General features: G+C 72.7%; 17 protein-coding genes. 7 read left to right on the top strand and 10 right to left on the bottom strand.

What is annotated here, in order from left to right:
• Positions 1 to 3 precede the first annotated feature (3 nt).
• On the bottom strand, positions 4 to 1,041 hold the full coding sequence (locus ABZO31_RS02715; RefSeq protein WP_406859246.1) for an O-antigen ligase family protein: 1,038 nt from the start codon (positions 1,039 to 1,041) through the stop codon (positions 4 to 6).
• A gap of 255 nt (positions 1,042 to 1,296) precedes the next feature.
• Here ABZO31_RS02715 and lnt point away from each other — a divergent pair, with 255 nt between their 5' ends.
• From lnt to ABZO31_RS02695, 4 genes are all read left to right on the top strand, one after another.
• Positions 1,297 to 2,952: an apolipoprotein N-acyltransferase gene (gene lnt, locus ABZO31_RS02710; RefSeq protein WP_406859245.1), complete on the top strand. Its 1,656-nt coding sequence runs from the start codon at positions 1,297 to 1,299 to the stop codon at positions 2,950 to 2,952.
• Between the two features lie 124 nt (positions 2,953 to 3,076).
• Positions 3,077 to 3,559, top strand: a complete 483-nt coding sequence (locus ABZO31_RS02705; RefSeq protein ID WP_406859244.1) for an NUDIX hydrolase — start codon at positions 3,077 to 3,079, stop codon at positions 3,557 to 3,559.
• A gap of 55 nt (positions 3,560 to 3,614) precedes the next feature.
• The gene (locus tag ABZO31_RS02700; RefSeq protein WP_406859243.1) at positions 3,615 to 4,472 is read left to right on the top strand and encodes a 3-hydroxybutyrate dehydrogenase; all 858 of its coding nucleotides are present in this window, start codon (positions 3,615 to 3,617) and stop codon (positions 4,470 to 4,472) included.
• A 61-nt stretch (positions 4,473 to 4,533) separates the two neighbouring features.
• Positions 4,534 to 6,420, top strand: a complete 1,887-nt coding sequence (locus ABZO31_RS02695; RefSeq protein ID WP_406859241.1) for a helix-turn-helix domain-containing protein — start codon at positions 4,534 to 4,536, stop codon at positions 6,418 to 6,420.
• 70 nt (positions 6,421 to 6,490) lie between these two features.
• Here the strand turns inward: ABZO31_RS02695 and ABZO31_RS02690 are convergent, their stop codons facing one another.
• The 4 genes from ABZO31_RS02690 to ABZO31_RS02675 form a co-directional block, all read right to left on the bottom strand.
• Entirely contained in the window at positions 6,491 to 7,882 is a 1,392-nt protein-coding gene (locus ABZO31_RS02690; RefSeq protein WP_406859240.1) for an MFS transporter, read from the bottom strand.
• Positions 7,883 to 8,115: 233 nt separating this feature from the next.
• On the bottom strand, positions 8,116 to 8,613 hold the full coding sequence (locus ABZO31_RS02685) for a hypothetical protein (RefSeq protein WP_406859239.1): 498 nt from the start codon (positions 8,611 to 8,613) through the stop codon (positions 8,116 to 8,118).
• Between the two features lie 201 nt (positions 8,614 to 8,814).
• Positions 8,815 to 9,021, bottom strand: a complete 207-nt coding sequence (locus ABZO31_RS02680) for an FAD-dependent oxidoreductase (RefSeq protein WP_406859238.1) — start codon at positions 9,019 to 9,021, stop codon at positions 8,815 to 8,817.
• 110 nt (positions 9,022 to 9,131) lie between these two features.
• Entirely contained in the window at positions 9,132 to 9,677 is a 546-nt protein-coding gene (locus ABZO31_RS02675) for an NIPSNAP family protein (RefSeq protein ID WP_406859237.1), read from the bottom strand.
• A 56-nt stretch (positions 9,678 to 9,733) separates the two neighbouring features.
• Here ABZO31_RS02675 and ABZO31_RS02670 point away from each other — a divergent pair, with 56 nt between their 5' ends.
• Entirely contained in the window at positions 9,734 to 10,672 is a 939-nt protein-coding gene (locus ABZO31_RS02670) for a helix-turn-helix transcriptional regulator (protein WP_406859236.1), read from the top strand.
• A 12-nt stretch (positions 10,673 to 10,684) separates the two neighbouring features.
• Here ABZO31_RS02670 and ABZO31_RS02665 read toward each other — a convergent pair whose 3' ends face one another.
• On the bottom strand, positions 10,685 to 12,034 hold the full coding sequence (locus ABZO31_RS02665) for a hypothetical protein (RefSeq protein ID WP_406859235.1): 1,350 nt from the start codon (positions 12,032 to 12,034) through the stop codon (positions 10,685 to 10,687).
• Between the two features lie 161 nt (positions 12,035 to 12,195).
• Between ABZO31_RS02665 and ABZO31_RS02660 the strand changes: the two genes are divergently transcribed.
• Positions 12,196 to 12,681: a DUF1269 domain-containing protein gene (locus ABZO31_RS02660; RefSeq protein ID WP_406859234.1), complete on the top strand. Its 486-nt coding sequence runs from the start codon at positions 12,196 to 12,198 to the stop codon at positions 12,679 to 12,681.
• Positions 12,682 to 12,718: 37 nt separating this feature from the next.
• Here ABZO31_RS02660 and ABZO31_RS02655 read toward each other — a convergent pair whose 3' ends face one another.
• Entirely contained in the window at positions 12,719 to 13,330 is a 612-nt protein-coding gene (locus ABZO31_RS02655; protein WP_406859233.1) for a DUF7691 family protein, read from the bottom strand.
• A 163-nt stretch (positions 13,331 to 13,493) separates the two neighbouring features.
• Between ABZO31_RS02655 and ABZO31_RS02650 the strand changes: the two genes are divergently transcribed.
• Positions 13,494 to 13,892, top strand: coding sequence for a hypothetical protein (locus tag ABZO31_RS02650; protein WP_406859232.1), 399 nt, complete (start codon positions 13,494 to 13,496; stop codon positions 13,890 to 13,892).
• A gap of 16 nt (positions 13,893 to 13,908) precedes the next feature.
• Here the strand turns inward: ABZO31_RS02650 and ABZO31_RS02645 are convergent, their stop codons facing one another.
• The 3 genes from ABZO31_RS02645 to ABZO31_RS02635 form a co-directional block, all read right to left on the bottom strand.
• Positions 13,909 to 16,812, bottom strand: coding sequence for an ATP-binding protein (locus ABZO31_RS02645; RefSeq protein WP_406859231.1), 2,904 nt, complete (start codon positions 16,810 to 16,812; stop codon positions 13,909 to 13,911).
• Between the two features lie 172 nt (positions 16,813 to 16,984).
• Complete coding sequence (locus ABZO31_RS02640) at positions 16,985 to 18,340, bottom strand: cytochrome P450 (RefSeq protein WP_406859230.1); 1,356 nt, start codon at positions 18,338 to 18,340, stop codon at positions 16,985 to 16,987.
• Positions 18,341 to 18,354: 14 nt separating this feature from the next.
• Positions 18,355 to 19,392, bottom strand: coding sequence for a terpene synthase family protein (locus tag ABZO31_RS02635; protein WP_406859229.1), 1,038 nt, complete (start codon positions 19,390 to 19,392; stop codon positions 18,355 to 18,357).
• Positions 19,393 to 19,431 lie beyond the last annotated feature (39 nt).

Below are 19,431 nucleotides of genomic sequence, written 5' to 3'. Positions count from 1 at the left end.
GGCTCAGGCGTCGTCGACGTTCCGGTCCGGTACGGTGCCGGCCGTGGCGAGGCCGGCGAGGAGACCCGCGGCGGCCGTGACCGGGGTGAAACTCAGGGCGTTGCCGACCGCGGCCAGGACGGCCAGCGCGGTCAGCGTCGCGGCGGCGGTGAGGACGACCGGCGTGGAGCGTGGCGAGGACGCGAGCCCGCACAGCAGCCAGCCGTACGCCGCGCCGAGCAGCACCACCCCCGGGACGCCCTGTTCCGCGGCCTGCTGGAGCACCGCCGAGTGCGGCTTGCCGTCCGCGTACAGCGTCTGCTGCGCCGTCGGGCTCAGCTCCCCGAAGCGGTCCGGACCGGCACCGCGGACCGGGTTCTCGTGCGCCATCGCGGCCGCGTCCCGCCAGAGCCCCACGCGGTGCCCCGTCAGCAGGCCCTCCGTCGAGGACGCCGGCCCCTCCGGAAGCGCGTTCTCCGCGACGGCCCAGGACCCGCCGGCCACCAGCCCCGCGGCCAGGGCAAGCCCGGCCAGGCCCAGGACCCGGCGCCGCATACGGACCGCGGCCAGCGAGCACAGCAGGACGCCCAGCGAGGCGATCACCCCGACCACCGAACCCAGGACGGCCGCCGTCACGGCGACGGCCACCGCCAGCGCCCGCAGGGCCCGGCGCAGCGGGCCGGGCCGTGCGGCCGCGGCCGCGCAGCAGGCCGCCCCGGCGGCCAGGACGAGAAGCGCCGTCGTCGCCCCCGTGCGGCCCAGCGGAACCGCGACGTCCACCGTGCCGGGCGCGCCGTCGCCCGAGAGCAGCGCGAAGGCCGCCGCCCCCAGGGCGGCGGCGGTCGCCGCGGCGACCGGCAGCAGCGAGCCGACGATGCGTCCCACCGCGTACCCGGCGGCCACGGCGAGCACCGCGAGGACGACGCCCTCGGGCCGGGCCTCCCGCCCGGCGGCGCTGATCAGCGACCAGAGCACGCACGCGGCGAGGATCAGGACCCCGGCCACGTCCGTGGTGTGCCCGCGCTCGCGCACGGCAGGCCGTTCGGCCACTTGCGCAGTCATCCCCGTCGCCCCCCGACTGTGACGGCACGGCGCGCACGCCGATCGGGCCGCGCGCCGGAGCCGCCGTCACGGTAGCGGCAGGAGTGCCGCCAGGGGGAGTACTTCGTGCAGGAACGTTGCGCCATCGACGGAAAAAACGGTCGAGTCCGTCAAGGCAGAGTCTGCGGAGGTCCTGCCTGGCCGCGGAGCGCACCGGCGAACCGGCCCTGCCGCCGACCTGCTCGGGGCACAGGGACCCACCGTAGACTCCGCTGTGTGAGCACCACCATGACTCCCGTCGACGCGTCCGAGCCCGACATGCCCCCCGGGTCCGCCTCGTCCTCCGCCGCCTCCCGTTCCTCCGAGGCTGCCGCGTGGCGCGCACGGACGCGGCGTCTGGCGCGGCCGGGCGCGGCCCTGCTGTCCGGTGTGCTGCTCTTCCTGAGCTTCCCGCCCCGCCCTCTGTGGTGGCTGGCGCTGCCCGCCTTCGCGCTGCTCGGCTGGACGCTGCGCGGCCGGCGGCTGCGCGCCGGGTTCGGGCTCGGCTACCTGGCCGGGCTCGGCTTCCTCGCGCCGCTGCTGATCTGGACGGGTTCCTTCGTCGGCGCCGGCCCGTGGCTCGCCCTTGTCGCCGCCGAGGCGGTGTTCGTGGCGGCCGCCGGACTCGGTATCGCCGCGGTGTCCGGACTCCCCGGCTGGCCCCTGTGGGCCGCGGCGGTCTGGATCGCCGGCGAGGCCGCCCGCGCCCGGGTGCCGTTCGGCGGCTTCCCCTGGGGCAAGATCGCCTTCGGGCAGGCCGACGGGATCTTCCTGCCGCTGGCCGCCGTCGGGGGTACGCCTCTGCTCGGCTTCGCCGTGGCGCTGTCCGGCTTCGGCCTGTACGAGGCGCTGCGCCGCGCGGTCGCCTACCGCCGTACCGGCCGGCTGCCGCGCGGCCCGGTCACCGCCGCCGTGGCGGCGGTGCTCGTCCCGGTGGCCGGGGCGGCCGCGGCGCTGCCGCTGGTCGACGCCACCGCCGAGAACGGCACCGCGACCGTCGCCGCGATCCAGGGCAACGTGCCCCGCCTCGGCCTGGACTTCAACGCCCAGCGCCGCCAGGTCCTCGACAACCACGCCGACCGCACCGCACAGCTAGCCGAGGACGTGGCGCGCGGCAGGGCGAAGCAGCCCGACTTCGTGCTCTGGCCGGAGAACTCCTCCGACATCGACCCGTACGCCAACCCCGACGCGTACGACGTCATCGACAAGGCCGTGAAGAAGATCGGCGCGCCCACCGTCATCGGCGCGGTGATCGCCCCCGAGACCGGCAATCTCCGCAACACCCTCATCGAGTGGGACCCGGACCGTGGCCCGGTCGACACCTACGACAAGCGGCATGTGCAGCCCTTCGGCGAGTACATCCCGATGCGGTCCTTCGTCCGGATCTTCAACAGCAACGTGGACCGGGTCAGCCGTGACTTCGGCGCCGGCACCAGGATCGGCGTCTTCGACCTGGCCGGGACCCGCGTCGGGCTCGCCACCTGCTACGAGGCGGCCTTCGACTGGGCGGTGCGGGACACCGTCACGCACGGCGCCCAGCTCATCGCCGTCCCCAGCAACAACGCCACCTTCGGGCGCAGCGAGATGACCTATCAGCAGCTCGCGATGTCCCGGGTCCGCGCGGTCGAGCACAGCCGCTCCGTGGTCGTGCCGGTCACCAGCGGCGTCAGCGCGGTCATCCGGCCGGACGGGCAGATCGTCCGCCAGTCGGCGATGTTCACCCCGGACGCCCTGGTCGAGGAGGTGCCGCTGCGCTCCTCGCAGACCCCGGCCACCCGGTTCGGCATCGCGCCGGAGCTGCTGCTGCTCGGCGTCGCCGCCGGCGGTCTCGGCTGGGCGGCGGTGCGCGCCCGCGGCCGGAAGGCGCGTGCGGGCGCGACGGACACGGACTGACGGGCGCGCCGGACGCGGACCGAGGACCGCCCCGGTCGCGGACCGAGGACCGCGCCGCGCACGGACCGAGGCGGCCTCCCGAGGTCCCCGACCCGAAGATCCACAAGGCCGTAGGGTCGGGGGCATGGGTACTCCCGATTTCATCCGGCACCTGCGCGAGACCGCCGGCCATCAGCTGCTGTTCCTGCCCGGCGTGACCGCCGTCGTCTTCGACGACCGGGGCCGGGTCCTGCTCGGCCGCCGTGCCGACAACGGCATGTGGTCGGTGGTCGGCGGCATCGTCGAGCCCGGCGAGCAGCCGGCCGCCTGCGCGGTCCGCGAGGTGTACGAGGAGACCGGCGTGCACTGTGTCGCCGAGCGGGTCGTGCTCGTCCAGACGCTGCGCAGGCCCGTCGTCTATCCCAACGGCGACCAGTGCCAGTTCATGGACGTCACCTTCCGCTGCCGGGCCGTCGGCGGCGAGGCGCGGGTCAACGACGAGGAGTCCACGGACGTCGGCTGGTTCGACGTGGACGCGCTGCCGCAGATGAAGCGCTTCTCGCACTTCCGGATCGAGCAGGCGCTCGCCGACGAACCGACATGGTTCGACCCCACGCCCCCTGAGTGAACTATGTGCCGGGACCACATCGGTCGCGGGTGGGGCGCTTCATAGGGTGCCGAGCATGAGCGCCCCCATAGCACCGGCCTCCGTCCCCGTCCCCGCCCCGGACGCGGCCGCGGACCCGGCCCCCGCCCTCGCGGCCCTGCCCGGCTCCGTCACCGTCGACCTCGCCGGCCGCACCGCCCTCGTCACGGGCGCGGCCAGCGGCATCGGCCGCGCCTGCGCGCTGCGGCTCGCGGCCGCCGGGGCCCGGGTCAGAGCCGTGGACCGGGCGGCCGACGGGCTCGAGTCCCTGGCCGAGCGGGCCGCCGGACTGCCCGGGGCCGTCACCCCGCAGCTCCTCGACCTCACCGACCTCGACGCCGCCGAGGCGGCCGCCGCCGGAACCGACATCCTCGTCAACAACGCCGGGCTGCAACTGGTGCGCCCCATCGAGGAGTTCCCGCCCGACGTCTTCCACACCGTGCTCACCGTGATGCTCGAGGCGCCGTTCCGGCTGATCAGGGGCGCACTGCCGCACATGTACGGACAGGGCTGGGGCCGGATCGTGAACGTGTCCTCCGTGCACGGGCTGCGCGCCTCCGCCTACAAGTCCGCCTATGTGGCCGCCAAACACGGTCTCGAAGGACTCTCCAAGACCGCAGCCCTGGAGGGCGCGCCCCATGGAGTCACCTCGAACTGTGTGAACCCCGGCTATGTCCGCACCCCGCTCGTCGAGAAGCAGATCGCCGACCAGGCCGCCGCCCACGGCATCCCGCCGGAGCGGGTCGTCACCGACGTCCTGCTCAAGGACTCCGCCCTCAAGCGGCTCATCGAACCCGAGGACGTCGCCGAGGCCGTGCTGTACCTCTGCTCGCCCCCGGCCTCGTTCATCACCGGCACCTCGCTCGCCCTCGACGGAGGCTGGACCGCCCACTGAGGCCGTCCACGTTTTCCACAGGGCTGGTGCGAGCCCCCGTACGGCAGGTATCCCTGTGTCCATGTCCCACGAACAGGTCTCCTACCTGGAGCTCCTCGCCCGCGGAGCGGCGACGGAGGCGTACGACCGGCCCGTGCTGCTCGCCCGTGCGAGCGGCGCGGGCCCCGAGGCGCTGGCCGGGCTCGAGGAGGCCAAGCAGCTCGCCCTGCGGGTCAGGGCCGAGCTGGAGGGCCGGCGCCGCCGCGAGGCCGAGCTCTCCGCGCTCTTCGAGACCGCCCACGACCTCGCCGGGCTGCGCGACCTCGACGCCGTGCTGCGCGCCATCGTCCAGCGCGCCCGCTCCCTGCTCGGCACCGAGGTCGCCTACCTCAGCCTGAACGACCCGGTCGCCGGCGACACCTACATGCGGGTCACCGAGGGCTCCGTCTCCGCCCGCTTCCAGCAGGTGCGGCTCGGCATGGGCGAGGGCCTCGGCGGACTCGTCGCCCAGACCGCCCGCCCCTATGTCACCGACGACTACTTCGACGACGACCGCTTCCAGCACACCCGCACCATCGACAGCGCGGTACGCGACGAGGGACTGGTCGCCATCCTCGGCGTGCCGCTCAGCCTCGGCAGCCAGGTCATCGGCGTGCTCTTCGCCGCCGACCGGCGGGCCAGGGTCTTCGAGCGGGAACAGGTCGCCCTGCTCGGCTCCCTCGCCGCGCACGCCGCCGTCGCCATCGACACCGCCAACCTGCTCGCCGAGACCCGTTCGGCGCTCGCCGAACTGGAACGGGCCAACGGCATCATCCGCGAACACAGCGCCGTCATCGAGCGCGCCTCCGAGGTCCACGACCGGCTCACCGAACTGGTGCTGCGCGGCGGCGGGGTGCACGACGTGGCCGACGCGGTCTCCGAGGCCCTCGGCGGCACGGTCGCGTTCACCGAGGAGCCGCCCGGCCTCGCCCGTCTCGCCGGCGGACACGTCCTGCGGGACGGCGACGAGTGGGTCGCCGCGGTCTCGGCGGGCGGCGAGGTGTTCGGCGCGCTGGTGCTGCGCGGACAGCCGGAGCTGGACCCGGTGGACCAGCGCACCCTGGAGCGCGCCGCGCTCGTCACGTCCCTGCTGCTGCTCGCCCGCCGCTCCGCCGGCGAGGCCGAGCAGCGTGTCCGCGGCGAGCTGCTCGACGATCTGATCGACGCCCCCGACCGCGACCGCCGGCTGCTGCGCGAGCGCGCGGCCCGGCTCCGTACCGACGTCGACGCGCCGCATGTGGTGCTCGCCGCCCGCATCGACCGGGCCCGCCAGGGCGCGGAGGCAGGCGGCGGCCGCGAGAGCGCCGACCGCCAGCGCCTGTGGTCCGCCGCCTCCCACCTGGCGGCCACCCGGCACGGCCTCGCCTCCGCCCGCGACGGCGGCACGGTCCTGCTGCTGCCGCTCGGCCCCGGCGACACCGCCGCGGAGCTGGCCCGGCAGACCGCCCGCCACCTCGGCGGCGCCCTGCACGAACCGGTCACCGTCGGCGCGTCCTCGCCCGTCGCGTCGCCCGCGGCCACCCCGGGCGCGGTGGCCGTCGCGTACGAGGAGGCCCGCCGCTGCCTCGACGCGCTTCGGCTGCTCCACCGGTCCGGCGACGGCGCGGCCGCCGAGGACCTCGGCTTCCTCGGGCTGCTGCTCGCCGACTCCCGCGACATCGAGGGCTTCGTCGACCGCACGATCGGCGAGGTCGTCGCGTACGACGGGAAACGCGGCACGGACCTGGTGCGCACCATGGAGGCGTACTTCGCCAGCGGCATGAGCCCCGCCCGCACCAAGGACGATCTGCACGTCCACGTGAACACCGTGGCGCAGCGGATCGAGCGGATCGGCCGGCTGCTCGGCCCGGACTGGCAGTCCCCGGCCCGCGCCCTGGAGATCCAGCTGGCGCTGCGGCTGCACGCCCTGTCGGGCGCGGTGGTGCGCTGAGGGCGATGCCGTTACGCACGGAAGAGCGCCGGGCCTTCGAGGCCCGGCGCTCTTGCGTGAGGTGCGGGTGTCAGGCGGGCTGGGCCCGCACCGCCGCGTCCGCGGCGGGAGAGGCGGCCGCGTCGGCCGGGTCGCCCGCCACGGTGGCGAGGTCGCGGTGACGGGTCTCCTTGGCGCAGGCGATCGCCACGACGGTGAGCAGCGCGGCGGCGATCACGTACAGGGCGATCGGCGTCGAGCTGCCGTAGCTGGTGAGCAGCGCGGTGGCGATGAGCGGGGCCGGGGCGCCGGCGGCGACGGAGGAGAACTGCGCGCCGATGGAGGCGCCGGAGTACCGCATCCGGGTCGCGAACATCTCCGAGAAGAAGGCCGCCTGCGGCGCGTACATCGCCCCGTGCAGGACCAGGCCCACGGTGACGGCGAGCAGCAGGCTGCCGAAGCTCCTGGAGTCGATGAGCGCGAAGAACGGGAACATCCAGGCGCCGACGCCGACCGCGCCGATCAGGTACACCGGGCGGCGGCCGATCCGGTCGGACAGCGCGCCCCAGGCGGGGATGACGGCGAAGTGGACGGCGGAGGCGATGAGCACCGCGTTGAGGGCGCTCTGCTTGGACATGCCGGCCTCGGAGACCGCGTAGACGAGGATGAAGGCCGTGATCACGTAGTAGCTGATGTTCTCGGCCATGCGGGCGCCCATGGCGATCAGGACGTCCCGCCAGTGGTTGCGCAGCACGGCGACCAGCGGGGCCTTCTCGGTCTGCGCGGCCTCCGTCTTGCGCTGCTCGGCGGCCGCGAGGGCGGCCTTGAACACCGGCGACTCGTCGACGGAGAGACGGATCCACAGGCCGACGAGCACGAGTACGCCGGAGAGCAGGAACGGCACGCGCCAGCCCCACGAGAGGAAGGCGGACTCGGAGACCGTCGCGGTCAGCGCGGCGAGCACACCGGTCGCGAGGAGCTGGCCGGCCGGTGCGCCGGTCTGCGGCCAGGAGGCCCAGAACCCGCGCCGCTCGGCGTCGCCGTGCTCGGAGACCAGGAGCACGGCCCCGCCCCACTCGCCGCCGAGCGCGAAGCCCTGCACCAGCCGGAGCACGGTGAGCAGCACCGGAGCGGCGCTGCCGATCGCCGCGTGGGTGGGCAGCAGACCGATCGCGAACGTGGCGCCGCCCATCATCAGCAGGCTCAGCACCAGCAGCTTCTTGCGTCCGAGGCGGTCACCGTAGTGGCCGAAGACCAGCGCGCCGATCGGGCGCGCCGCGAAGCCGACAGCGTACGTCAGGAACGACAGCAGCGTGCCGACCAGCGGGTCCGACTCGGGGAAGAAGAGCTTGTTGAACACGAGCGCCGCGGCCGAGCCGTAGAGGAAGAAGTCGTACCACTCGATGGTGGTGCCGATGAGGCTCGCGGCGACGATGCGCTTGAGATTCGAGGGGCTGGGCGGAGCGGTCGCGGGGGAGGACATCGGCACCACTTCCTGCATGTGACGGGGACGTTTGCGTGTCGCCACACCGTAGAAACGCCCAGGTCACAGGCGTATGTGGTGGGACACCATAGTTCCGGCCCCAGGAGTGCGTGCGCCCACCATCGGCAGGGTACCGAAAGCGGAATCGGGCATGCCGAGAGGGCGGCGGTCCACCGGTCGCCGCCCTCCCGGGTGGGTGCGCGTGCCCGCGTGCGGCTGGGGCCGGACAGGCCCTAGCCCTGCTGCCCGCCCGCCGGAGCGGTCGCGGCGACCTGCGCGAGGGCGTAGAAGCTCGACCCGCCCAGGCCCGCGGCCTCGGCGGCCTTGAGGTTGCGCACCGTCGCCGCCAGCACGTTCGCGGCGAAGCCGGCTCGGCGCATGCCGTCGAGCACGGTCTCCCCGCCGTGCGTGAACACGGCGAGGGTGGCCTGGTCCGTCGTGAAGTCGCCGCTGTCGACCGCCCGCACGGCCTCCCGGGTACCGTCCTTCAGCACCGCCAGGACCTTGTCGGTGGCCTCGTCGAGCACCTCGCCCCCGACGCCCTGGCTCTTGGCGTAGGCGATCGCGTCGACGTACGCGGCGAGGGCGGCCGTGTACACGCCGCCGACGATCGTGGCGTCGACCGCGCTCGCGGCCTGCACCTGCTCGGAGACGAAGCGCGTTGCCGGACCGAGCGCGCCGAGCAGCTTCTCGTGCTCCGCCCAGGCTTCGGAGCTGCCCGAGAACAGCACGTAGCCGCGCTCGGTACCGAATGTCCTGGGGGAAGCACAGGATCGCCGCGTCCAGATAGGGAACGCCTCGCTCGGCGGCCCACGCGTCGGCGGTCTCCGACTCCTCCGTGGAGCTCGTGCCGGTGTTGAGCAGGGTCTTGCCGGCCCAGCTCCCGACGGCCTCCAGGCTGCGGAGCACCGGCCCGTACGCCGGGGCGCAGGTCAGGACCAGACCGCCGCCGCCAGGTCCGCATCGGCGCGGACGTGCTCCGGCAGTTCCTCGGCGAGGCTCCGGGCGCGCGAGGCGTCCGGGTCGTACGCCGTGACCGCCCAGCCCGCCCGCGCCAGGGCACGGGCGATCGAGGAGCCCATGAACCCGTTGCCGATGACCGCGACGTCGCGGTCGGTGCGCTCGGTGTGTGTAGCCATGCATACTCATTTCGCGGGCGAGAAAGTCGAACTCGAATTGATTCGACTTTAAGTGGTCGAGACACCGTCAATCCCGACCCGACCCGACCCGCTTCGAGCCCGGTAGGCGATCACCCCACCGGCTCCAGCCGCAGTCGGCGGACCGGCCAGGGCGGCGGCTCGGCCGGGCCGAACCACACCCGGACGTCCTCCCCGGTGCGGACCGGCAGACGGGGGAAGTCGTTCTCGGCGTGCTCGGTGCGGTGCAGTGCGTGGACCGGAGCCAGATGCCGGGCGGCGTACGCGTCGAAGGCCGCCTCGTCCGAAGGGTGGCAGACCGTCGCCACCACCTGACGCGCCCCCGGCAGCGCCGTGAAGCACGGCCCGCGCAGCAGCAGGACGTCGTCGCTGTCGACCATGGTCGCGTTGGCCGCTTCGCGGTGCCGCTGCCACAGCGGCCCCCCGTAGAACGCCTCCAGCGCGCGCCGGCGGTGCGCCATGTCGGGGAACGCGCGCAACCAGACGAAGCGGTCCGGGTCGTCCAGGTCCCGGAACCGTCCGCCGACGGTGATGCCGACCGCCTGCTGCCCGGTCACGAACTCCCGCTCGAACAGCTCGATCAGGGTCTCCCGGGCGCCCGGGTGCAGGGTGTACTGCCGTAGTTCGACGATGCTCATGCGCCGCAGGCTAGGGGCGCTCCCCTGACATCCTCTGTCAGTGGATACTGGCCGTCATGCGCGCGACCCGGCTGGTCACCCTGCTCCTGCTGCTCCAGAACCGGGGCCGGATGACGGCCCGTGAGCTGGCCGAAGAGCTGGAGGTCTCCGTCCGCACGGTGTACCGCGACGTCGAGGCCCTCGGCGGCGCCGGGATCCCGCTGTACGGCGAGGCGGGACACGCGGGCGGTTACCGGCTGGTCGACGGCTACCGCACCCGGCTCACCGGACTGACCGCGGACGAGGCGCAGGCGGCGTTCCTCGCCGCCCTCCCCGGCGCCGCCGCCGACCTCGGCCTCGGCGAGGCGCTCGCCGCCGCCCGGCTCAAACTGCGGGCCGCGCTGCCGGCGGAGCTGCGCGAACACGCCGGGCGGATCCAGGAGCGTTTCCTGCTCGACGCCCCCGGCTGGTACGGCGACGCCGACCGCACGCCCCATCTGGCCGCGGTCGCCACGGCGCTGTGGGAACGACGGGTGCTGGTCCTGCGCTACCGACGCTGGCGGGCCCCGGAGGAGATCGAGCGCCGGATCGAGCCGTACGGACTGGTCCTCAAGGCCGGCCGCTGGTACCTGGTCGCCGGGGGACCCTCCGGAATCCGCACCTATCGCGTCGATCAGATCCTCGGACTCACGGAACTGGACGAGGAGTTCGCGACCCCCGACGACTTCGACCTGCCGGCGTACTGGGCCCGCTACCTGGCCGACTTCCGGGCCCGGCTGCACTCGGGCGACGCCCTGGTCCGTCTCACTCCCGAGGGAGCCCGGCGCCTGGGCGTCGAAGCCGCCGGCGACGGATGGACGGAGACCCGGGTGCCCATCGAGTCGATCGCCCACGCCCACGGGGAGTTCCTCCGCCTCGGCACCGACATCGAGGTCCTGGAACCCGCCGAACTCCGCGCCCGCATGGCCGAGACGGTCGGCGCCCTGGCCGCCCGCTACCGGAGCCCGGAGCTCTGAGCGGCCCCGGCGTCATACCGGCGCGGTGGCGGGCGGCTGTGGCTGCTGAGGCTGCTCCGCCTCCGCGGGGCCTGCCAGGAACTCCACGATCGCCAGCACGAAGACGAGACACAGCGCGATGCCGACGACCGTCCAGCCCGTGGGGTACGACCACAGGAGGTAGATCACGAGCGCTCCGGCCACCACGATCCAGTTGATCCACGTGCGGAAGCGGCGCACGAAGGGGCCCACCGGACCGAGGCGGAGCCCCGCGCGGTCGGCGGTGCCGCGGAGCGCGCCGATGCCGGACGTCCACAGGCCGCGGAGGAACGAGGCGCGGCGGCCGGGGCCGGTGAGCCAGGCGGCGAGGGCGATGACGACGGCCAGGGCGACGGTCATCCGGATCATCAGCTGCAGCAGGTGGATCACGGTGTCGTACACCTCGGCCGCCGCGTCCTGCGACACCTGCGCGGGCAGCCGGTCCAGATAGACGGCGCGGAACACCCGCAGCCCGATCGCCAGCACGATCACCGCCGCGGCGGCGCACAGCGAGGCCGTCACCAGGGCCCGGCGCCTGCGCACGGCCAGGAGGACGCCCGCCGCGAGGAGGACGACGGCCAGCACCACGAGCCAGTCGCCGGCCAGCTGCAGGATGCGGACGTACGTCCGCACGTCCTCCAGCTGGTCCGACTTCACCAGCACGAAGTTCGTGTTCACCTGCGGGATGCGGCCGGCGACCGTCATGCCGTCGGCGACCAGCCGCTCCTTCACCTGGTCGATCACGGGGCCGAGATTCAGTGTGACCGCGTTGTCCTGGAGCTCGATGGCCCCGCCGCCACTGCCCGTCAGCGCCTTGTCGACCGCCGCGTGCGCCCTCCGGTTCGCCTCGGTCCACACGGTCTCGAACTGCTCGGACGCCACGATCGCCCGCGCCTTGTCGCGGACGAAGGACTCGACGGCCCCCTCCAGCGAGTCGCCCAGCTTCCCCAGGGCCTTCTCCAGCCGGGGCCGCTCCGCGGGTGCCGCGTCGGAGAGCAGCGTGGACAGGTCCAGGCGTGTCATCACCGCGTTCGTCACCCGGTTGGCCACCGCTTCCTGAACGGCGGGTTCCGACGCCAGCGGGGCGACCGTCTCCACGTAACGATCCGTGTCGCCGACCACGTCGGACGCCCAGGCGGCGACGATCGACAGCGGCGCGAGGAGGACGCCGAGCGTGATGAGGACCGCGGCGAAGAACGACCGGACCCGATGCCTCGGCGGCCGCACGCCCTCGCTCTCCAGCGCGGCCACGCGCGCCCTCAGCTGCTGGAGCTCGGTGTTCTCGCCGTTCCCGGCGTGGCCGGCCCCGGCCGCCTCGTCGTCCGCCACCTGTGCCTCCCGCATCGGTCCGCTGCTCTCCTGCCAGGGGACCCCTCCGCGCGGCGCGGCGCGAACCGTACTGCGTCATTCGTGGTGATTCATCCGACATGCGAAACGTGGGGGCGGCCCGTTTACTGGGGAGGCACTCGACCCCGACCCGGCAGCGCTGCCACCGGAGGACACCCATGGCCACCCTGACCGTCTGGAAGTTCGACACCCCCGACGGTGCGGAAGCCGCCGAGAGCACCCTGCTCCAGCTGCAGAGGCAACAACTGATCCAGGTCCTGGACGCGGCGGTCGCCACCTGGCCGCAGGACGCCAAGAAGCCGAAGACCAAGCAACTGCACAATCTCGCCGGCGTCGGCGCGCTGTCCGGCATGTTCTGGGGCATGCTCTTCGGACTGATCTTCCTGATGCCTCTCTTCGGCGCCGCCATCGGCGCGGCCGCCGGCGCGCTCGGCGGCAAGATGGCCGACGTCGGCATCGACGACGACTTCATCGAGTCCGTCAAGTCCCAGGTAACGCCGGGCACTTCGGCGATCTTCCTGCTCTCGCAGGACGCCGTCGTCGACCGCGTGAAGGAGGCCTTCCCCGGCGCGCACGCCGAGCTCATCCAGTCGAACCTGGACAGCGCGCAGGAGGCGAAGCTCCGCGAGGTCTTCGCCGAGTAGTACCCGCGAGCCGCATGCCGCCCCGTCCCCGGAGGCTTCAGGACACGAAGCCGACCACGCCGGAGCCGGGGCGCGCCTGCGCCCGCCGCAGCCAGCCGATCACGTCCGTCACGGCGGCGCGTATCTCCGGCTCCAGTGCCGGCGCGCGGCCGTCCCGCATCGTCGCCTCGACCTGCTCCAGCGCCTCCAGGCACTGCGCCTGCGTCCACTCGCCGCAGCGCGGAAGATCGTAGACCGGTACGCCCTTGGGGAACCCGCCGTAGTACCCGAGCTCCGCCACCGACACCGCCGTGACCCGCAGCGCGCGCAGCCCCTCGTCCACCAGCTCGAGCCAGTCGCCCCGGAACGGGCTGAAGGACGAGTTGTCGAGGAACTGCCCGGTCATCGCGCACAGCCGCTTGTACGCGTAGCCGTACTGGAAGGCGTACCGCCGTTCCTCCGGGTACGGCCCGCCGCGCACCACCGTCCGCAGCGCCTCGTACGCCGTGGGTGCGCCGTCCGCGATCTCGGACGAGAACCACGAGTCGTCGGCGGCCATCTCGGCACCGAACTCGGCCCGTATCGCCTTCAGCAACTCCTCGTTGCCGGAGCCCACGAAGGCACGGGTGGCCTCGGTGTCGAGCAGGTACACGCTCAGGGAAGAACTCATGTGATCACGGTAGCGGCGCCCACTGACAGCCTCGAAGAAAGTGCGTACTCCCGATCCGTCGGGGTAGCCGCGACGCAGAGGCCACGCGCGCGGCGGGCGGCGGAGCCGTGCCGCAGGGCGCCGAGGCGATCAGGACCGAACCGACGGAGGACGTGAGACCGCGATGGCCGACTTCGAGCTGATCGACGTGTCCCTGGTGTCCGACGACTTCGGGAGCCTGCGCGTCCCCCTGGGCGGGCAGCCGCGCGAACCCGTCGTCCTGCCCGCCGGCGCGGTCGTCTCCGTCGTCCTGACCTTCCGGACGGAGACGGAGATCGACGGGCTGAAGTTCGACGAGACCCGGTCCTGCGAGGGGACCCGGATCGCCGCCCTCACCCACACCCTGGGCGGATTCCGCGCCGGCGGGCCGTACGAAGTGCGGCTGCCGCCCGAGCGGCTCCCCGTCGGGCCGACGAGCGGGGGCCGCTACGAGGCCACCGGCCGCTTCGTCGACGCCGACGGACGCGAACTGGCCCGGGAGAGTCACAGCTTCCGCATCGTCCCGCAACCCCTCCCGGCCTGACGGACCCGCCTGCCTCTCAGCTCTCGCCCAGCGCCCGCGCCAGACCGCTGCGGTCGGTGCCGAGCTTGGTGAACACGGAGGAGAGGAGTTCCGAGACCGCCTGCGTGTCGAGGTTCATCTCCTTGGCGATCGCCACGGAGGACAGCCCCTTCGCGGCGTGCTTGCCCGCCTCGTGCTCGGCGACCGTGAGGGTGCCACGCCCCGAGTCGTGCAGCCGGCGCGGCCGCAGGCCCGCCGCGGCGAGCTGGCTGCGGGTCCGCGACGCCAGCGCGTCGGCACCGCAGACCGTGGCGACCTCCATGCCGCGGTACAGCTGCTGGGTCGCCTGGGGCTGGTCGCCGACCGCGTACAGCGCCGAACCGTGTTCCACCAGCGCCTGCGCCAGCTCGTACGCGGCGGGCGACTGCTCCAGATGCGAGACCGCCTCCTGCAGCAGCGTGATCGAACGCGTCGGATCCGCCGTCGCCGCCTCCACACGCAGCGCGTGCCCGATCACGCTCGGCACCCCGAACGCCCGAGCCCGCGACACCGCCTCCGCGGCGGTCGCCGCCGCCCGCTTCGGGTCGTCGACGGCCTCGGCCAGCGCGAGGTCCATCTGCCAGGGGCTCCAGGAGGGATTCCGGATACCGCGCAGGTCGAAGCGGCGTCCCGCCTGGGTGAGTTGGTGCCGGGCCTCGTCGATGCGGCCCTGGGCGAGGAGGAGCTTGCCGTAGACGGCCTGCGGGTCGGGATAGACGATGGAGCGTGAGGAGTAGCGGCTCAACCCGTGCCGGTTCGCGACCTCTTCGGCCTCCGCGACGTTGCCCCGCGCGATCAACGTCTCGACCAGGGTGCCGACCGCGTACCACTGGGCAGGGATGTCGGGCCCGACGCGTTCGGCGATCTCCAGTCCGTTGCGGACGAAGTCCTCGGCCTCGCTGAGCCGGCCGCGCCGGTAACGGACGTACCCGAGCAGCGTGTACAGGAAGGACAGGTGCGCGCCGCGCCAGCCCTTCAGCTCGAACTCGAGGATGCCCTTGTTGAACAGCTCCTCGGCCCGTCCGGGCTGGTCGCAGTACATCAGTGTGATGGCGACGGCGGCCGGGACCTCGAAGCCGAAGTCCTGATCGGTCCAGCTCATGCCGCCTTCGAGAGCCTGCTCGGCGTAGTCGAGGGAGACGGTGGCGGGCTCACCGCGCATCGCGGCGTCCCAGGAACGCAGGCCCAGGATGTGCCTCTCCGGCAGTCCACGGCCGGTGAGCCGCTTGGCGAACTGGGCGAGAAGCCGCGACCGCGCGGGCGAGTTCTCCTTGTCGACCTGTACCGAGCTCCACTTGAACTGCTCGGCCTGCATCCGCAGTCGGGTACGGCCGCTGCCCGCCCGCCGCGCCTCCTCGGAGAGCAGTTCGGTCGCGGAGTCCAGACGACCGGAGTGGGCCATGGCCTGAGCGAGCCGGTACGTGATCGCCTCACGGAGGTTCTGCTCGATGAAGGGCTCTTCGAGCGCCGCCTGCAGCTGGTTGATCGTCGTGACCGGGTCGTGCAGCAGATTTGCCGAGCCCAGCTCGAAGAGCACCTCCGCGCGGTCCTCCGCGTCCGGGGGCTCCCGCAGCGCGCGGGTCAGATAGCGTCGCGCGGCGTCCGGCGCACCCGCGGAGAAGTTGTCACGGGCGGCCTGCCGCAGTTGCTGGACGACCCAGGGGTCGCCCTCGGGGTGCATCTCCAGTAAATGCCGTGCCGCGGCGGAGGCGCCGTGCCCGTCGTTGATCAGCGCCTGCGCCGCCACGCCGTGCATCGCGACGCGCACGCCGGGCGGCATCGACCGGTACACCGCGGTGGCGATGAGCGGATGGAAGAACTCCACGACCTCCTGGCGGCGCACGTTCGTCAGAACGGTCAGGATGCGCGCCTTGCGGAGCAGTTCGATGGATTCCGTGACCTGGGCCTCGCCGAGGGCCGCGACCCCGCCGACGATGGTGGTCGGGACGGCGGTGCCGAGTACGGCCGCCGCCCAGGCGAACCGCACGGTGGACGGGCCGAGTTGCTCCAGACGCTCGATGATTCCGCTGCCCTTGACCGCGGAGGCCAGGTCGCGCAGCTGCGCGATGCCGTCCTGGTTCGGCCGCAGTCCGCGCTCGCGGCCCTTCATCGCGAGCTCGACCACCTCGAAGGGGTTGCCGCCGCTGATCGCCCAGCACTCGCGGCAGAATACGTCGTCCGCGTTCTCGCCGAGGACGTCGCGGATGATGCGCGCGACACCACTGGTGGTGAGCGGGGAGAGCTCGTGCGGACGTGCGCCGCGACGGGACATCAGCGCCCGCAGGCCGGCCGCGTCGGCGGGGATCTCGTCGGGACGACAGGCCACCAAGACGACCATGCCCAGCTCCTCGGCGCGCGAGGCGAAGGAGGTGAGCCAGGCCAGGGACTCCGCGTCCGCCCAGTGGGCGTCGTCGAGGACCAGGACGACCGGGGCGCGACGTACCGTCAGCTGGGTCACGACCCAGTCCAGACCGTCGCGGACACCCTGAGGGTCGGGTGCGATCGCTCCCTGCCGGGAGGCGGTGAGGCCCAGGGCGGGCGCGACGATCCGGTACCAGTTCCCGAACGCTTCGCGGCGGTCCTGTTCGGACATGGCCGCGAGGGTGGGCTGCAGAAGCTGGCGCATGACGTGGAACGGCACCTGCCGCTCCTGCTCGCCGCCGCGCGCGAACAGCACGGTGCAACCGCGTTCGGCCGCGTACTCACGCGCCGCTGTGAGCAGCTTCGTCTTGCCCATGCCCGCGGGGCCGACGAAGGTCAGCACCCCGCCCCGACGGTTCGCCGGACCCGGGTTGGGTCCGCCGCACAACTCGTCCACCGCGCGCCGGATATCCAGGAGCTCGGACTCCCGTTCGAGCAGCGGGTTCGAGTTGTCGCTCCTGAGATCAGTGACAGATGACATTCCCGCCCCTCCTGCGTGTACGGGCGAGTCTATGACCTTCGGGGCGTGGCGGCGCGGCTTCGCTCCGTATTCTTTCAACCCGGCTTGTTCCGAGGCGAGATGGTGTACTGTCTGCGCTTTCGTGCCGGGCCGGGACATTCCGCTTCACAGCGGGATCCCCGGCCCGGCACGCTCAGCCGCGCGCCACCGGGATCATGGGCAGAGCGCTCGGCTGCGGGATGCCCGCCGGCAACTCGCGCACCTCGACTCCCGGAACGGGGGTCAGCCGCCAGCGGGACGCGACGCTCGCCACGAACGCCAGGATCTCCGCCACGGCGAAGGAATCGCCGATGCACTTGTGCGCCCCCGCGCCGAAGGGGATGTACCGGTGGGCGCGCGGAGCCTCGCCGCCGTCGCGGTCCCAGCGGTCCGGGTCGAAGACCGTGGGGTCGCCGAAGAGCGCGGGATCCCGGTGCAGGGCGTACGGGCTGTAGCCCACCTCCGCGCCCTCGGGGATCTGCACGCCGCCGAGTACCAGTGGCTCGAGCGCGCGCCGGGTGAACAGGAGCGGAGAGTGCAGTCGCAGCGCCTCCTGGAACACATGGCGCGTGTACGTGAGTTCCCTGAGGTCCTCCGGGCGTACGGGACGCCGGCCTACGACGCGGTCGACCTCGGCCTGCACCCGCTCCTCCGCCTCCGGGTGCCGGCCGAGCTCGTGGAAGATCCACGCCAGCGTCGTGGCGGGGGTCTCCGTGCCGGCGAACATGATGGAGATGACCTCGTCCCGCACCTGCTCCGGGCTCATCGTGGCGCCCGTCTCCGGGTCAGCCGTGGTGAGCATCAGGGACAGGGCGTCACGGCCGTCGGTCTTCTCCGGCTCGTACCGCTCGATGACCTCGTCGATGATCTGCCGCAGGCGGGCGGCGGCCGTGTCGAAGCGCCGGTTGGCCGGGACCGGGAGCCGGTCCAGCGCCTTGGGCATGACGGCGCGCAGGAGCATGCCCTCCAGGACGATGGGCAGGGACCGGTGCACCTCCTCGACGGCGGGCTTGCTGAGGTCGCCGGAGAAGATCATGTCGGCGACCGCCGCCATGGCGTAGCGGCGGGTCTCGTTGAGGACGGAGATCTCCTGGCCGTCCGTCCACGACGCCGCCATCTCCTCGGCGTTGCGGCACATCGCCTCGGTGTACTCGGCGATGTGGTCGCGATGGAACGCCGGCTGCATCATGCGGCGCTGCTTGCGGTGGAACTCGCCGTCGGTCGTGACCAGGCCGTTGCCGAACATGGGCCGGAGCCGCTCGAACACGCGGCCCCGGCCGAACCGCTGGGCGTGCTGGACGAGTACGGCGTTGACGTGCTCGGGACTCGTCGCGACGTGCACCGGCCACGTCCCGATGTCCAGCCGCACGATGTCCCCGTGCTCCCGCAGGGACTCGAGGAAGGCGATGGGCTGTTTCCACAGCTGCAGAACGTGTCCTAAGAGCGGTATGCGGCCCGGTGCGGGGGCCGCAGGGACCGCCGTCGAGGTCTGCTCATCCACCTGTGTCACGGGTCGACCCCCCGTCATGCGACCGAGACCAGGTCCGGGCGGGTGTAGGCGCCCTCCAGACCGGCCGCGAAGCGTTCGTCGTTGTATCGCGTGCACTCGTAACGCTGCCACAGCTCCGTGCCGATCATCCAGTCCTCGTAGGTCCGGACGCAGCGGGCGACCTCGTCGCGCAGGGCCGGGCCGGTGCCGGGTTCGGCGTCGAGGGTGGCGAAGAGCCGGTCCTTGGCCTTCAGGTAGTCCTCTATGCGCAGTTGGATGAGGTTCTCGACCTCGCCTACGGCGTCGCGCAGCGAGATGCGGTCTCGGGAGGCGATCCGGGACACGAGGTTGTTGGTGTCCCCGCAGGCGTACTCCTTCGGCAGCGAGAACACGTCGTTGCCCCAGGAGATGACGTCCAGCGTGCTCGCCACGACCTCCGCGAACTGGGGGAGGCCGGTGATCCGGTCCGGGAGGTCGATGCCGAGGGCGGCCTCCACCATGTCCATCATCGGCAGGAGTTGGGAGCTGTTGCGACGCAAGAGGATGTAGTCCTCGACCGTGGGGCGGGCGTCGGCACGGCGGTTGCCGGCCTCCTGGTCGAGCGAGCGGAGCACGAGACGGACATGGGCACGATAACGGTCGGCGCAGGCCTCGGACATGCCGTCGACGATGCGGCCGCAGACGTCGATGAACCCGTTCACCAGCGGATTGCGCTCCTCCGCCGCTCCGTCGGCCTGTCCGGTGTCCAGGTACGAGGTGATGGCGCCGACGACGGGGCGCCAGGCCTCCAGTTCGCCGTTCCTTATGAGGTGGTCGTGCTGGTCGTCCAGGACGAACGACCAGGCCATCCACTCGGCGAGCAGCAGTACCCGCTCGTACGGGACCTCGCCGCTGACCCTGCCCGCCAGGTGTCCGCAGCCGATGCCGGAGAACTGCTCCAGGGCGCGGGTCACGAGGCCGTGGCCGGCCACCCAGGCGGTCGCCTCCTCGTTGGCCCGGGCCGCCTGCGGATGCTTTGCGTTCCCGAAAGGCAGATGAAAGTCGGGGACGGAGAAATTGTGGAGCTGGTTCATTCTTCCCCCAGGGTGAAAGAGTTCGCCCGGTGTGCCGTT

Origin of the sequence: Streptomyces solicamelliae (assembly GCF_045348655.1) — a bacterium.
Classification (GTDB): Bacteria; Actinomycetota; Actinomycetes; order Streptomycetales; family Streptomycetaceae; genus Streptomyces; species Streptomyces solicamelliae.
This window is presented reverse-complemented; position numbering and strand designations above follow the sequence as displayed.